Origin of the sequence: Streptomyces sp. NPDC097619, from assembly GCF_040302735.1 — a bacterium.
Taxonomy (GTDB): Bacteria; Actinomycetota; Actinomycetes; order Streptomycetales; family Streptomycetaceae; genus Streptomyces.
Window position 1 is genome coordinate 1 of the sequence record NZ_JBEOSD010000033.1, and the last position, 14,208, is coordinate 14,208.

13 protein-coding genes, 2 tRNA genes and 1 pseudogene are annotated in these 14,208 nt (G+C 71.4%); 11 read left to right on the forward strand and 5 right to left on the reverse strand.

Translation table 11 applies throughout. From position 1 onward, the window contains the following. The 6 genes and pseudogenes from ABTZ17_RS12080 to ABTZ17_RS12105 form a co-directional block, all read left to right on the forward strand. Positions 1-437: pseudogene (locus ABTZ17_RS12080) on the forward strand (DNA topoisomerase IV subunit B); the annotation flags it as partial. 38 nt (positions 438-475) lie between these two features. After that, positions 476-3,073 carry a DNA gyrase subunit A gene (gene gyrA / locus ABTZ17_RS12085; protein ID WP_352195463.1) on the forward strand — a complete coding sequence of 866 codons (2,598 nt, stop codon included), beginning with the start codon at positions 476-478 and terminating at the stop codon, positions 3,071-3,073. Positions 3,074-3,076: 3 nt separating this feature from the next. Then, on the forward strand, positions 3,077-3,679 hold the full coding sequence (locus tag ABTZ17_RS12090) for a DUF3566 domain-containing protein (protein WP_352195464.1): 603 nt from the start codon (positions 3,077-3,079) through the stop codon (positions 3,677-3,679). Between the two features lie 94 nt (positions 3,680-3,773). Then, positions 3,774-3,847, forward strand: a tRNA-Ile gene (locus ABTZ17_RS12095). A gap of 145 nt (positions 3,848-3,992) precedes the next feature. Further along, on the forward strand, positions 3,993-4,127 hold the full coding sequence (locus ABTZ17_RS12100) for a DLW-39 family protein (RefSeq protein WP_208809277.1): 135 nt from the start codon (positions 3,993-3,995) through the stop codon (positions 4,125-4,127). Positions 4,128-4,308: 181 nt separating this feature from the next. Then, positions 4,309-5,625: a hypothetical protein gene (locus ABTZ17_RS12105; protein ID WP_352195465.1), complete on the forward strand. Its 1,317-nt coding sequence runs from the start codon at positions 4,309-4,311 to the stop codon at positions 5,623-5,625. Here ABTZ17_RS12105 and ABTZ17_RS12110 read toward each other — a convergent pair. Next, positions 5,612-7,042 (reverse strand): serine/threonine-protein kinase, encoded by a 1,431-nt coding sequence (locus ABTZ17_RS12110; protein WP_352195466.1) that lies wholly within the window; start codon positions 7,040-7,042, stop codon positions 5,612-5,614. The genes ABTZ17_RS12105 and ABTZ17_RS12110 overlap by 14 nt on opposite strands. A gap of 27 nt (positions 7,043-7,069) precedes the next feature. Continuing rightward, a complete protein-coding gene (locus ABTZ17_RS12115; protein ID WP_352195467.1) occupies positions 7,070-7,618 on the reverse strand; it encodes a helix-turn-helix domain-containing protein in 549 nt (182 codons plus the stop codon). A gap of 158 nt (positions 7,619-7,776) precedes the next feature. Here ABTZ17_RS12115 and ABTZ17_RS12120 point away from each other — a divergent pair. After that, positions 7,777-7,849, forward strand: a tRNA-Ala gene (locus tag ABTZ17_RS12120). A gap of 66 nt (positions 7,850-7,915) precedes the next feature. Here ABTZ17_RS12120 and ABTZ17_RS12125 read toward each other — a convergent pair. Together ABTZ17_RS12125 and ABTZ17_RS12130 are read right to left on the reverse strand one after the other, a co-directional pair. Beyond that, complete coding sequence (locus ABTZ17_RS12125; protein WP_352195468.1) at positions 7,916-9,640, reverse strand: proline--tRNA ligase; 1,725 nt, start codon at positions 9,638-9,640, stop codon at positions 7,916-7,918. A 220-nt stretch (positions 9,641-9,860) separates the two neighbouring features. Next, positions 9,861-10,547 (reverse strand): DUF5324 family protein, encoded by a 687-nt coding sequence (locus ABTZ17_RS12130; protein ID WP_352195469.1) that lies wholly within the window; start codon positions 10,545-10,547, stop codon positions 9,861-9,863. A 189-nt stretch (positions 10,548-10,736) separates the two neighbouring features. On the opposite strand from ABTZ17_RS12130, the gene ABTZ17_RS12135 reads away from it, so the two are divergent. Further along, the gene (locus ABTZ17_RS12135; protein WP_352195470.1) at positions 10,737-11,264 is read left to right on the forward strand and encodes a peptidylprolyl isomerase; all 528 of its coding nucleotides are present in this window, start codon (positions 10,737-10,739) and stop codon (positions 11,262-11,264) included. A gap of 14 nt (positions 11,265-11,278) precedes the next feature. Then, complete coding sequence (locus ABTZ17_RS12140; RefSeq protein WP_352195471.1) at positions 11,279-12,142, forward strand: rhomboid family intramembrane serine protease; 864 nt, start codon at positions 11,279-11,281, stop codon at positions 12,140-12,142. 189 nt (positions 12,143-12,331) lie between these two features. On the opposite strand, the gene crgA is transcribed toward ABTZ17_RS12140, so the two are convergent. Then, positions 12,332-12,589, reverse strand: coding sequence for a cell division protein CrgA (gene crgA / locus ABTZ17_RS12145; RefSeq protein ID WP_352195472.1), 258 nt, complete (start codon positions 12,587-12,589; stop codon positions 12,332-12,334). Positions 12,590-12,681: 92 nt separating this feature from the next. Here crgA and ABTZ17_RS12150 point away from each other — a divergent pair, with 92 nt between their 5' ends. Both ABTZ17_RS12150 and ABTZ17_RS12155 read left to right on the forward strand, forming a co-directional pair. Next, positions 12,682-13,437 carry a DUF881 domain-containing protein gene (locus ABTZ17_RS12150; RefSeq protein ID WP_352195473.1) on the forward strand — a complete coding sequence of 252 codons (756 nt, stop codon included), beginning with the start codon at positions 12,682-12,684 and terminating at the stop codon, positions 13,435-13,437. Then, positions 13,409-14,155, forward strand: a complete 747-nt coding sequence (locus ABTZ17_RS12155; RefSeq protein WP_352195474.1) for a class E sortase — start codon at positions 13,409-13,411, stop codon at positions 14,153-14,155. The genes ABTZ17_RS12150 and ABTZ17_RS12155 overlap by 29 nt, the downstream gene beginning before the upstream one ends. Positions 14,156-14,208: the final 53 nt, after the last annotated feature.

Sequence of the window (14,208 nt, forward strand, 5' to 3'; positions counted from 1 at the left end):
TGGCGGACGCCGACGTCGACGGTCAGCACATCAACACCCTGCTGCTGACCTTCCTCTTCCGCTTCATGCGCCCCCTGGTCGAGGCCGGGCACGTCTACCTCTCCCGTCCGCCCCTCTACAAGATCAAGTGGGGTCGGGACGACTTCGAGTACGCCTACTCGGACCGCGAGCGCGACGCCCTGGTGGAGCTCGGCAAGCAGCAGGGCAAGCGGATCAAGGAAGACTCGATCCAGCGGTTCAAGGGCCTCGGCGAGATGAACGCCGAGGAGCTGCGCGTCACCACGATGGACGTGGACCACCGCGTGCTCGGCCAGGTCACCCTGGACGACGCGGCGCAAGCCGACGACCTGTTCTCGGTGCTGATGGGTGAGGACGTCGAGGCCCGACGCTCCTTCATCCAGCGCAACGCCAAGGACGTCCGCTTCCTCGACATCTGAGTCGGTCGCTGACCGCCTGAAAGGACTGAATCCCAGCAATGGCCGACGAGAACACCCCGGTCTCCACCGAGAACCCCGAGGAAGAGGGGCAGCAGATGCGGATCGAGCCCGTGGGGCTCGAAACGGAGATGCAGCGCTCCTACCTCGACTACGCGATGTCCGTCATCGTGTCCCGTGCCCTGCCCGACGTGCGCGACGGCCTGAAGCCGGTGCACCGCCGGGTTCTGTACGCGATGTACGACGGCGGCTACCGGCCCGAGAAGGGCTTCTACAAGTGCGCCCGCGTGGTCGGCGACGTGATGGGCACCTACCACCCGCACGGTGACTCCTCCATCTACGACGCCCTGGTCCGACTGGCCCAGCCGTGGTCGATGCGGATGCCGCTGGTGGACTCCAACGGCAACTTCGGCTCCCCGGGCAACGACCCGGCCGCCGCCATGCGCTACACCGAGTGCAAGATGGCGCCGCTGTCGATGGAGATGGTCCGCGACATCGACGAGGAGACCGTCGACTTCACGGACAACTACGACGGCCGCAACCAGGAGCCCACGGTCCTGCCGGCGCGGTTCCCGAACCTGCTGGTCAACGGCTCCGCGGGCATCGCGGTCGGCATGGCCACCAACATCCCGCCGCACAACCTGCGCGAGGTGGCCGAGGGCGCCCAGTGGTACCTGGCCAACCCGGAGGCCTCGCACGAGGACCTGCTGGACGCGCTGGTCGAGCGGATCAAGGGCCCGGACTTCCCGACCGGTGCGCTGGTCGTCGGCCGCAAGGGCATCGAGGAGGCGTACCGCACGGGTCGCGGCTCCATCACGATGCGCGCGGTGGTCGAGGTCGAGGAGATCCAGAACCGCCAGTGCCTGGTGGTCACGGAGCTGCCGTACCAGGTCAACCCCGACAACCTGGCCCAGAAGATCGCCGACCTGGTGAAGGACGGCCGGGTCGGCGGGATCGCGGACGTCCGCGACGAGACCTCCTCGCGGACCGGTCAGCGCCTGGTGATCGTCCTGAAGCGGGACGCCGTCGCGAAGGTCGTGCTGAACAACCTCTACAAGCACACCGACCTCCAGACCAACTTCGGCGCGAACATGCTGGCGCTGGTCGACGGGGTGCCGCGGACCCTCTCCCTGGACGCGTTCATCCGCCACTGGGTGCACCACCAGATCGAGGTCATCGTCCGCCGGACGCGGTTCCGCCTGCGCAAGGCCGAGGAGCGCGCCCACATCCTGCGCGGCCTGCTCAAGGCCCTGGACGCCATCGACGAGGTCATCGCGCTGATCCGGCGCAGCGACACCGTGGACGTGGCCCGCGAGGGCCTGATGGGGCTCCTGCAGATCGACGAGATCCAGGCGAACGCGATCCTGGAGATGCAGCTGCGGCGGCTCGCGGCCCTGGAGCGGCAGAAGATCGTCGCCGAGCACGACGAGCTCCAGGCGAAGATCAACGAGTACAACGGGATCCTGGCCTCCCCGGAGAAGCAGCGCGCGATCGTCAGCGAGGAGCTGGCGGCGATCGTGGAGAAGTTCGGCGACGACCGCCGCTCCAAGCTGGTGCCCTTCGACGGCGACATGTCCATCGAGGACCTGATCGCCGAAGAGGACATCGTCGTCACGATCACCAACGGCGGCTACGTCAAGCGCACCAAGACCGAGGACTACCGCTCGCAGAAGCGCGGCGGCAAGGGCGTGCGCGGCACGAAGCTGAAGCAGGACGACATCGTCGACCACTTCTTCGTCTCCACCACGCACCACTGGCTGCTGTTCTTCACCAACAAGGGCCGGGTCTACCGGGCCAAGGCGTACGAGCTCCCGGACGCCGGTCGGGACGCCCGCGGTCAGCACGTGGCCAACCTCCTGGCCTTCCAGCCGGACGAGCAGATCGCCCAGATCCTGGCGATCCGCGACTACGAGGCGGCCCCGTACCTGATCCTCGCCACCAAGGCGGGTCTGGTGAAGAAGACCCCGCTCAAGGACTACGACTCCCCGCGGTCCGGTGGTGTCATCGCCATCAACCTGCGCTCGCAGGAGGACGGCAGCGACGACGAGCTGATCGGCGCCGAGCTGGTCTCCGCCGAGGACGACCTGCTGCTCATCAGCAAGAAGGCGCAGTCGATCCGCTTCACCGCCACCGACGAGGCGCTGCGCCCGATGGGCCGTGCCACGTCCGGTGTGAAGGGCATGAGTTTCCGCGGTGAGGACGAGCTGCTGTCGATGAGCGTCGTCCGGCCGGGTACCTTCGTCTTCACCGCGACCGATGGCGGCTACGCCAAGCGGACGCCGGTGGACGAGTACCGCGTCCAGGGTCGAGGCGGCCTGGGTATCAAGGCTGCCAAGATCGTGGAGGACCGTGGGTCTCTCGTCGGGGCGCTGGTGGTGGACGAAACGGACGAAATCCTGGCAATTACCCTCGGTGGAGGGGTGATTCGTACGCGAGTCAACGAAGTCAGGGAGACGGGCCGTGACACCATGGGCGTCCAGCTGATCAACCTGGGGAAGCGCGATGCCGTGGTCGGCATCGCTCGTAACGCCGAGGCCGGTCAGGACGCTGACGAGGTCGACGAGACCGAGGCGGTCGAAGGACAGGCCGGCGAGGCCGCCGAGGGCACCGAAGCCCCGGCTGGGGAGCACGAGGAGTAGAGCGTGAGTGGAGCCACGGGCGCCGGATCGGCCACGTCTGGAGCGAACGGTGCCCGTGGCCCCGCCGCGGACTCCAAGGGGGGAACCGTGACGGACCCGCGTAGTCCGCAGCCTCAGACGCAGGCTGCGCAGCCGTACCACCCGCCGCAGGCGTACGCGACCCCGGGCACCGGCCCGGGGGCGCAGCGCGCCGGTGAGCGGGCCCCGCGCACGGGTGCCGCCCGCACCCTGCCGCGGACCCGCAAGGCCCGGCTCCGGGTGGCCAAGGCCGACCCGTGGTCGGTCATGAAGGTCAGCTTCCTGCTCTCCATCGCGCTGGGCATCTGCACCATCGTGGCGGCGGCGGTGCTGTGGATGGTCATGGACGCCATGGGCGTCTTCTCGACCGTCGGCGGCACCATCAGCGAGGCGACCGGGTCGAACGAGTCCAACGGATTCGACCTCCAGTCCTTCCTCTCGCTGCCGCGGGTATTGATCTTCACCTCGGTCATCGCCGTGATCGACGTGGTGCTCGCCACCGCGCTGGCCACGCTCGGGGCCTTCATCTACAACCTGTCCGCCGGGTTCGTGGGCGGCGTCGAGCTGACCCTCGCCGAGGACGAGTGACCTTCCGGTCGGGGGCCCTCAGGGGCCCCTGACCTGCGATTTGGGAACTCCCGGGTCTGTGCGCTAATCTTCAGGAGTCAGCGCGCAGCGCGGAGGGGCTATAGCTCAGTTGGTTAGAGCGCATCCCTGATAAGGATGAGGCCACAGGTTCAAATCCTGTTAGCCCCACAATCGGCAGAGGCCCGGCGGATCACATCCGCCGGGCCTCTGCCGTTGCTGCTTCAGGGGGTTCCCAGATAACCGATCGGTATCGGTCGGTGTGTATAGTCGGGCGCCAGAAGTCCCCTACGTCAACGAAAGACGAGGTCGCGCGGTGAAGAAGCTGCTCCTGGTCGCACTGGCCGCCATCGGCGGGCTCCTCGTGTACCGCCAGATCCAGGCGGACCGCGCCGAGCAGGACCTGTGGACGGAGGCGACCGACTCCGTGCCGTCCGGTTCCGGTGTGTGAGACCCAAGGCTGAGTTCATGGAGCCCCGGCTGCCGCTGCGGCCGGGGCTTCGTGCTGTCCCGGGCCGCTGAGGTCCGTGGTGCGGGGCCGCGCACCGTGCCCCGTGGGAGTCCGCGCACCGCGCGGGCGGTGGTTTCGTTCGCGCGGAGCGCCTCCGCGCGTGGACGCGGGGGGTGCCGCGATGGGTGGGACGGCGTGGACGCGGGGCCGGAGGGCCCTGCTGGCGGGGGCGGCGCTGACCGCCGTACTGGTCCCGGGCACGGCCGCCGGGGCGGCACCGGCGGAGCCGTACGCGACCGCTCCGGGCGCCCGGCAGGTCCGCGGCGCCGACAGCACCGCCGGAGCGCCCCGCCTGGCGGTGGGCGGCGCCTATGCCGACGACCTGGCCCCGGGTGAGCGCTTCTACCAGGTGGACCTGGACGACGCCTCCAGCGTGTACGTCTCCGCGGTGGCGCGGCCCGCACCCGGGGCCGAAGTGGCCTACGGGGACGGGATCGACGTGGTCCTGATGGACCGGGCGGGCCGGCAGTGCGGCAGCGGGGACCGCGGCACCTTCGGATCCACCCAGCCCCGCCCGCTGACGGACGTGGCCGTCCGCCGCCTCCAGGAGGACGGTGACTGCCAGGAGGCCGGTCCGTACTACGTGAAGCTGGAGCGGGCCTCCGCCCCGGCCTCCGGTCGGGAGCCCTGGCCGGTGGAGCTGACCCTGCTCCGGGAGCCCGGCCTCGCCACGGGGGACGCCCCCGAACCCGCGCCGAGCACCTGGCCCTCGCAGCCCCCCGTGGCCCCCTCCGGGCAGGGGGAGCCCCGGCCCGGCGGCACCGGCTTCAACGACGCCCGGGCCCTGGGAACCGGCGTCTGGCAGGACGCCCTCCACCCCGGGGAGACCCGCTTCTACCGGGTCCCCGTGGACTGGGGACAACAGCTGAGCGCCTCCGCCGAGCTGGCCAAGGCCCCCCGGATGACCAAGGACTTCGGCTACGCCGGGTCCGGGCTGGCCCTGCGCCTCTACAGCCCCGTCCGGGCCCTGCTCGGCACCGAGAGCGCCACCTACGACGGCAAGCAGGCCATGGCCGGGCTGGAGAAGACCCCGCCGGTGGCCCACGCCAACCGCTACTCCACGGACCCCTGGGTGCGGCACGCCCGGTCCGCGGGCTGGTACTACCTGGCGGTCACGGTGGACCGGAAGGTCGGGGAGTTCGTGGCCGACGCGGAGCCCCTGCCGCTCACCCTGAGGGTCCGCGTCGAGGGCGGCACGGCCCCGGCCCCGCCCTACCGGGACCCGGCCGCCGCGATCGCCGCCGGGTTCGGGTTGGCGGAGACGGACCGGGAGGCGGCCGCGGAGGGGCTGACCCCGGCCGAGAGCACGGCGGCGGGGGCGCGCCGCGACCGGATGGGCCTGTTGGCCGTGGGCGGGATCGGTACCGGCAGCGCCCTGGTCCTGGGACTGGGCGCCTGGGCGGTGCTGGCCCGGCGGACCCGGCTCAGGTCTGGCTGAGCGCCCAGAAGCCCACGGCGAAGCAGAGCAACGCCACCAACAGCACCGGAACCGCCACCTTCGCGGGCGGGCCGGGCTTCGCGGCCGCGCCGTTCACCCCCGCCGAGGGGGAGGCGGCCGGCGCGACGGGACTCGGGGCGCTCGGGTCCGGCCCGGGGACTCCCCGCGGGTACGTGTAGGGCCGGGTGCCCTCCGGGCCGGGCGCCGAGGCCCCGGGCCAGGGGGCCTGCGGTCCCGGTGCGGGCGGCGCCAGGTGGAAGCTGCCCGTCTCCGAGCAGTCGGTTTCACGTGAAACATCGGCACTCGACGCGGCCCCCGATGCGTCGCCGGACACAGAGCTCGGTACGGCGACCGGTGCGGCACCCGGGCGTGGCCGGGCGGTGGCGGTGTCCAGCTGGGCCGCGGCGTACGTTTCACGTGAAACACCGCCCGGCGCCGTCCAGGTCGGCTCGCCCGGGGAGAAGACCGTGGGCGGGCCCGTCGTCGCCACGGTGCGGTCCCCGGCGGGTACGGGCTCGGGCGGGTGCGTGCCGCGCGGGGGCGGCCCTTCGGGACCGAAGCCCTCCGGCAGGGGACCGAGTTGATCGAAGACCTCGACGGACTCCTCGTCCGCCTGTCCGGGGGGCAGGAGCTCCACGGCCTCCGCGAGGGCCCTGCGGGCACCCGTGGCGGTCCGGAAGCGCGCGTACGGGTCGGGCTGGAGCAGGGTGGCCACGACCTGCCACAGGGGCTCAGGGACGCCTTGGGGGGCCGCGGGCCTGCCCTGGGTGAGGAACAGGTCCACCAGGGCCTGGGAATCCGGCTTCTGACCCCGCAACAGGTACAGGGCCACCAGCCCGGCCGCGTACAGGTCCGCGGCGAAGTCCGGTTCCGCCCCGAGCAGTTGCTCGGGAGCGAAGTAGCCGGGGGTGCCCACCACGTAGTGGGTCTCGGTGAGGCGGGGCTCGCCCTTGCGCATCGAGATCCCGAAGTCCGACAGCCGCAGGTGCGGGCGGCCCGTGCCGGTGTCCTCCAGCAGGATGTTCGCCGGCTTGATGTCACGGTGCACCACCCCTTCGGCGTGCACCGCGGCCAGCCCCGAGAGCAGCTGGTCGAGGAGGACGCAGACGAACCGGGGCGGCAGCGGGCCGTAGTCCCCGATCAGATGGGCCAGGGAACCGCCGCGCACCAGGTCCATGGTGAAGAGCACCTGGTCGTCGTCCGCGGCCCAGCTGGCCGGGGCGAGGACGTGGGGGTGGTCGATGCGCAGCGCCTGCTCGCGCACGAAGCGCAGCAGGGTGTGGGCGTCGCTCTGCCGGAGCACCTTGGCGGCCACGTACCGCCGCCGCCGGTGGTCCCAGGCGCGCCATACGGCGCCCGCTCCTCCCCGGCCGATCGGATCGATCAGTTCGTACCGTCCGCCGAAGAACTCACCCATCGCGCTGCGCCCGTCCCCCTCAGAAGGTCAGCCCTGGTGCGCCTCGTAGTGGGACACCGCGTCCCCGGTGCGTCCGGCGCCGTACACCCGGAGGAACTCTGCCAGTTCCGGGTGGGTCGGGGCGAGGGTGTCCGCCGCATCGATGATGTCCCCGGCCGCGGCGACGGAGCGGAGCAGCGACTGGATCTCGCGGACCACGCGCTTGACGGTGGGGGCGCCGGAACTGGTGCTGGTCTGCGCGGTGTTGATGAGCACCGAACCGCCCTGGGTCTTCTTGATCTCGTCCATGCGGTCGGTGGCCTCGGCGGCGCTGACGCTGCCGTCGGCGACCTGTCCGGCCAGTTCCTGGAGGGCCTGGACCCGCTGGACCACGGCCGGGTTGCCGATCTTGGCGCGCTGACCGCTCATCAGCTGGGAGAGCATCGGCGCCGAAAGGCCGAGGACGGCAGCGAGGCGGGCCTGGTTCAGGCCCAGGTCGTCTATGAGCCGGCGGAACAGCGCGCCCAGCGGCTCCCCGTACCAACTGCGCTGAAGCTCTCTGGCTCTCGCCGTCGCCTCTTGCTGTACTGCGTCCACCACGTACTCCCCTTCGCTGGTGCGAACCTCGCGAGCATCTTACGGAGCGTGGTCGCGGACCGGGAGTCCCCATCATTTTGCGGTATCCCGGGGATGACCCGGTATTCTGGTCAGCGGAGTGGCCGGGCCGGAAGCGGCAACGGCCTCCTCCGTCGTACGGGGCCTTAGCTCAGTTGGTAGAGCGCTGTCTTTGCATGGCAGATGTCAGGGGTTCGACTCCCCTAGGCTCCACATCCGGAAGACCCTTCCGACCTGCGGAAACGCTGGTCGGAAGGGTCTTTTTTGTGGAGCGGGGGCTCAGACCGCGGGACCGGCGAGGCGGTCGAGGGCCTCGGTGACGGGCAGTTCCACGGCCTCGCCGGTGCGGCGGTCGCGGAGTTCCACCACGCCTTCGGCGGTGCGGCGGCCCGCCACCAGGACGCGGGGGACGCCGATCAGTTCGGCGTCGGTGAACTTGACCCCGGGGGAGACCCCGGCGCGGTCGTCCACCAGGACCCGCAGTCCGCGGGCGGCCAGTCGGTCGGCGAGGTCGAGGGCCAGTTCGATCTGGGCGGCCTTGCCCGCGGCGACCACGTGGACGTCGGCGGGGGCGGCGGCGGCCGGCCAGCACAGGCCGCGGTCGTCGGCGGTCTGCTCGGCGAGCGCGGCGACCAGCCGGGAGACGCCGATGCCGTAGGAGCCCATGGTGACGCGGACGGGCTTGCCCTCCGGGCCCAGCACGTCGAGCCCGAAGGCGTCGGCGTACTTGCGGCCGAGCTGGAAGATGTGGCCGACCTCGATGGCGCGCCCGAGGACCAGGCCGGCCCCGCAGGAGGGGCAGGGGTCGCCGTCCCGGACGGTCACCACGTCCAGGTGGGCGTCCACCTGGAAGTCCCGGCCGCAGACTACGTGGCGGGCGTGCACCCCGGGGCGGTTGGCGCCGGTGATCCAGGAGGTTCCGGGGGCGATCCGGGGGTCGGCCAGGTAGCGGACCCCGGTCAGGCCCTGCGGTCCCACGTAGCCCCGGACCAGGTCGGGCCGGGTGGCGAAGTCCTCCTCGGTGACCAGCTCCACGACGGCGGGGGCCAGGTGCTCGGCGAGCTTGCCGAGGTCGACCTCGCGGTCGCCGGGGACGCCGACGGCGGTGATCTCGCCGTCCACGCGGACGAGGAGGTTCTTCAGGGTGGCGGAGGCGGGCACGTCCAGGTGGGCGGCCAGGCTCTCGATGGTGGGGGTGTCGGGGGTGTCGACCTCCTCCGTGGCGGGGTGCTCGGCCGTGACGGGCAGCAGGGGGAAGGTGACGGCCTCGGTGTTGGCGGCGTACGCGCAGGAGGGGCAGTCGGCGAAGGTGTCCTCGCCCGCGGCGGCCGGGGCCAGGAACTCCTCGGAGGCGGAGCCGCCCATGGCCCCGGAGACGGCGGAGCAGATCCGGAAGTCCACGCCGAGCCGGGTGAGGATCCGCCGGTACGCCTCGCGGTGCAGGGCGTACGCCTCCGCGAGGCCCTCGTCGGTGGTGTCGAAGGAGTAGGCGTCCTTCATCTGGAACTCGCGGCCGCGCAGCACGCCGGAGCGGGGGCGGGCCTCGTCCCGGTACTTGGTCTGGATCTGGTAGAGGATCACGGGCAGGTCCTTGTAGGAGCCGCACTGGTCCTTCACCAGCTGGGTGAAGACCTCTTCGTGGGTCGGGCCGAGCAGGTAGTCCCCGCCCTTGCGGTCGCGGAGCCGGAAGAGCAGGTCGCCGTACTCGGACCAGCGGCCGCTGGTCTCGTAGGGCTCGCGGGGCAGCAGGGCCGGGAGCAGCACCTCCTGGCCGCCGATGGCGTCCATCTCCTCACGGACCACGCGGGAGACGTTGTCCAGGACCTTCTTGCCGAGCGGGAGCCACGTCCAGACCCCGGCGGAGCTGCGGCGGACGTAGCCGGCGCGGACCAGCAGGCGGTGGCTGAGGGTCTCGGCGTCGGCCGGGTCCTCCCGGAGGGTCTTGACCATCAGTCGGGACATGCGCTGGACCCGGGCGGATGCCGGGGTTCGTTCCTGTGCCATGGGGGCGTGCTCCTGCGGGGTGTTCCGGTGACGAGCTGCCATCCAAGCCGTCGGCCGGGGCCGCCGCCAACCGGATTCCGCCCGGCCGCCCCGCCCGGCCGCGCCTCCTCCCGGAGTGCCGCGGCCGGGGACGCGCCCCGGGCCCGGACCCGGGGCGCGGGTCCGGGCCCGGGGAGGGGTTGCCGGTGGTGCGGGCGGGGATGCCGCCGCGGTGCGGGCTTCAGGCCACGGCGCCCTTGCCGTTGCCGTCGACCGGGGTGCCGCCCTCTTCGTCCACGGGGGCGAGGGGGGCCGCCTCCGGGGGCCTGACCTCGGTGGCCGCGGGCGGTTCCACCAGCCAGTCCGGGTTGGACTGCTGGTCCCACCACTTCCAGGCGAGGAAGGCGGCGCCGGCGAGCAGTCCGGTCACGGCCGCGCCCTTGGCGAAGCGGCCGCAGCGGGCGCGGCGCTCGTGGCGACGGACCAGCTTGCGGACCTCCTCGGCCGAGACCTGGCCGCGCAGGGCGGCGAGGGCCGCGGTGGAACGGGCGGCGGCCTCCTCGGCCACGGGCTGGGCCACGGCCACCGCGTGCTCCAGCCGGGGCTGGGCGTAGTCGGCGGCCTGGCGGGCGGCGCGGCGGGTGCCGTGCACGACGCGGACCGCGGTCTGGTCCACCTGCGGGGGCAGCGCGCCACGGGCCTGGACCAGGTACGGGGCCACGTGGGTCCCGTACTGGGCCCGGGCCTGCCGGGCTGCTCCGTGTGCGGCGTGGCTGACCTTGGGGGCGAGCCGGTCGTTGGCCTCGTGTGCGTAGTGCACCGCGGCGTCCCGGGCGGTTTCTGCGTACGGTGCCACCACTTCCGCGGCGTGCTTCACCGTTTCCCGTGCGGAATGACCGGCGGCTCGCACGCTGTCCATGCGGGTCACGTGTTTCCTCCTCCTCGGTGGTGGACAGAGTTCACTTTTCCACCCTTTCCCTGAACTTGCGCGTCAAATCGCCCGTCCTGGGGAGTGGAATGGCATCCGGGTGTTCCTGCGGGTACCCCGCCGCGCCGTGCGAGTATCGGATTCCAGGCAGGAATCGTCCGCGCCCGCGGACACGAGGAAGGCGGATCCGTGGCAGAGAAGCTTTACGCCACTCTCAAGACCAGCCAGGGCGACATCGAGATCGAGCTGCTCCCGAACCACGCCCCGAAGACCGTCCGCAACTTCACGGAGCTGGCCCGGGGCGAGCGGGAGTGGACCAACCCGGAGACCGGGGAGAAGACCACCGCCCCGCTGTACGACGGCACGCGGTTCCACCGCGTCATGAGCGGGTTCATGATCCAGGGCGGGGATCCGCTCGGGAACGGCACCGGCGGGCCGGGTTACAAGTTCCCGGACGAGTTCCACCCCGACCTGGACTTCACCCAGCCCTTCCTGCTGGCCATGGCGAACTCGGGTCCGGCCACCAACGGCTCCCAGTTCTTCGTCACCGTCGCGCCCACGGCCTGGCTGACCCGCAAGCACACGATCTTCGGTCGGGTCTCCTCGGAGGCCGGTCGCAAGGTGGTCACGGCGATCTCGGAGACCGCCGTGGACCCGCGGACGAACGCTCCGCTGGAGGACGTGGTCCTCCACTCGGTCGTCATCGAGACGCGCTGATCCGGGCGGGGGCCATGGACACCACACGCCTTCCCGGCTGTTACCGGCATCCCGAGCGGGAGACGGGCATCCGCTGTACCCGCTGCGAGCGGCCGATCTGTCCCGAGTGCATGGTGGACGCCTCCGTGGGCTTCCAGTGCCCGGAGTGCGTCCGGACCGGTTCCGGAACGGGGCATCCCGCCTCGGCGAGCGTGCCCCGGACCGTGGCGGGCGGAGCGGTCGCCGCGGATCCGAGCCTGGTCACCAAGGTGATCATCGGGCTGAACCTGGCGGTGTTCCTGGGGGCGCGGGTCTCCGGGGCCTCCTTCGTGGAGCCGCTGGCGCTGATCGGGCGCTACTTCGACCCGGCCTCGGGCACCGTGCAGGGGGTGGCGGAGGGACAGTGGTACCGGCTGCTGACCTCGGTCTTCCTGCACGAGGAGTTCTGGCACATCGGCTTCAACATGCTCAGCCTGTGGTTCCTCGGCCCGCCGCTGGAGGCGGCACTCGGGCGGGCCCGCTTCCTGGCCCTGTACCTGGGCTCGGGGCTGGCCGGCAGTGCGCTGGTCTACTGGCTGGAGGCGCCGAACCAGCTGACCCTGGGGGCCTCCGGAGCGATCTTCGGGCTGTTCGGCGCCACCGCCGTGCTGATGCGGCGGCTGCGCTACGACATGCGCCCGATGATCGTCCTGCTGGTGCTGAACCTGGTGCTGACCTTCGGCTGGGGCGGGATCTCCTGGCAGGCCCACATCGGCGGTCTGGTGGGCGGGGCGCTGATCGGTTTCGGGATGGTCCACGCGCCCAAGGAGTCACGGGCGCTGTGGCAGTGGGGGAGCTGTGCGCTGCTGCTCGCGGCGGTGCTGGTGATCGTGCTGCTGAGGACCGCCGCGCTCACCTGAGCGGGTGGTTGTCCACAGTGCGTGCCGGATCTTGTGCGTGGTGTGGATAACTCGTGGAGAACGACAAGGACCCAGGTGAGCGGCGGTATCAATCACACCGGCGTCAACCTGGGTCCAAGTTATCCACAGATCTTCGTCCTTATCCTCAGCTGTGGATAGCGCTGTGGATAACTCTGCGGAGAGCTTGACTTACTTCCACTGGGTCGATACGCCGAACCCACCCGCGATGAAGCCGAAACCGACCACGATGTTCCAGTTGCCCAGGGACTCCACGGGCATCCGGGTGTCCGTCACGTAGAACATCACGATCCATGCCAGACCGATGAGGAACAGCGCCAACATCACCGGGGCCACCCAGCTGCGGTTGGTCAGCTTGATGGCCTGGGCCTGCTTACCGGCGGGCGGCGGCGTGTAGTCGGTCTTCTTGCGGATCCGTGACTTCGGCACGAGGGTCTCTCCTGTCGATGCGCTGGGGACTCTGCCTCCCCCGGGCGTCCGTTAGCGTAGTGCTTCTAGCGGCGTTGAAGGAGAAGGGTACGTTGAGCAATTCCGAGCGCTCCCACCGGAGGCCGGTACGGCTCCTCACCCTCGCCGTCTTCGCCCTCGCCGGTCTCATCTTCGTGACCAGCTTCAACACCTCCAAGGGTACGAACATCCGGACGGACGATTCGCTCCTGAAGCTGTCGGACCTCATCCACACCCGCAGCCAGGAGAACGCCGACCTGGAGGCCACCACCAGCGCCGCCCGCCGCGAGGTGGACGCCCTCGCCGAGCGGGACGACGGCAGCAGCCGTGCCGAGGAGGCCCGGCTGAAGGCCCTGGAGAAGGCCGCGGGCACCGACCCGATCAGCGGCCGGGCCGTGACCGTCACTCTCAACGACGCCCCGCCCGGTGCCAAGGCCCGCATCCCCAACGTCCCCGAGCCCAGCCCCAACGACCTGGTCATCCACCAGCAGGACCTGCAGGCCGTGGTGAACGCCCTGTGGCAGGGCGGGGCCCGGGGCATCCGCGTCATGGACCAGCGGCTGATCTCCACCAGCGCCGTGCGCTGCGTGGGCAACACCCTGATCCTCCAGGGGCGGGTCTACTCGCCCCCGTACAAGGTCACCGCCGTCGGCGACCCCGGGCCGCTGAAGCGGGCCCTGGCCGAGTCCCCGGCGCTGCAGAACTACCAGATGTACGTCAACGCCTACGGGCTCGGCTGGAAAGTCGACGAGCACAGGGCGCTGACTCTCGACGGGTACTCCGGCACAGTGGACCTCCACTATGCGAAGCCCGTGGGAGAGGCGTCCTGACCGGGCCCGCGCCGACGCGGCGCTGCGGCTCCTCGTCCGCGCGCTCAGCGAGCTCTGCCTGACCGTCGGCACGGTCATCCTGCTCTTCACCGCCTACGTCCTCTTCTGGACGGGCTTCGAAGCCGACCGGGCCATGGCCGGGGAGCTGGACGGACTCCGCGACCGCTGGGCCCGCGAACAGTCCGCCGCCCCCGGGACCGGCGGCTCCCCCCGCCCCGCCGGCGGGACCTCCGCCTCCCCCTCGGCCGTCCCGGCCCCCGCCGCCCCGGGCCGGGCCTTCGCCGAGATGTATGTCCCCCGCTTCGGCCCCACCTGGCGCAAACCCGTCCTGGAGGGCACCGCCGCGGGCACTCTCAAGCGCGGTCTGGGGCACTACTCGGGGACCGCCCCGCCCGGTGGGACGGGCAACTTCGCCGTCGCCGGACACCGCCGCACCCACGGCGACCCCTTCAAGGACTTCCCGCGGCTGCGCCCCGGCGACCCGGTGCTCGTGAAGGACGGCCGGGCCGTCTACACGTACGTGGTGCGGAAGGGGCCGGTGCGGACCCTGCCCACCGACACCGCCGTGGTGGATCCGGTCCCGGCGAAGTCCGGGTTCACGGCTCCGGGGCGTTATCTCACGCTCACCACATGTGATCCGGAATGGGGGCACAGCCACCGGCTGATCGTCTGGGCGGAACTTGCCGAGACCCGGCCGGTGGGCCGGACCAGCCCGTAGTCTGGTCCGGAACGGAACGGCCCCGCGCGGGACCGTGGCCGGAAAGGCTCCGC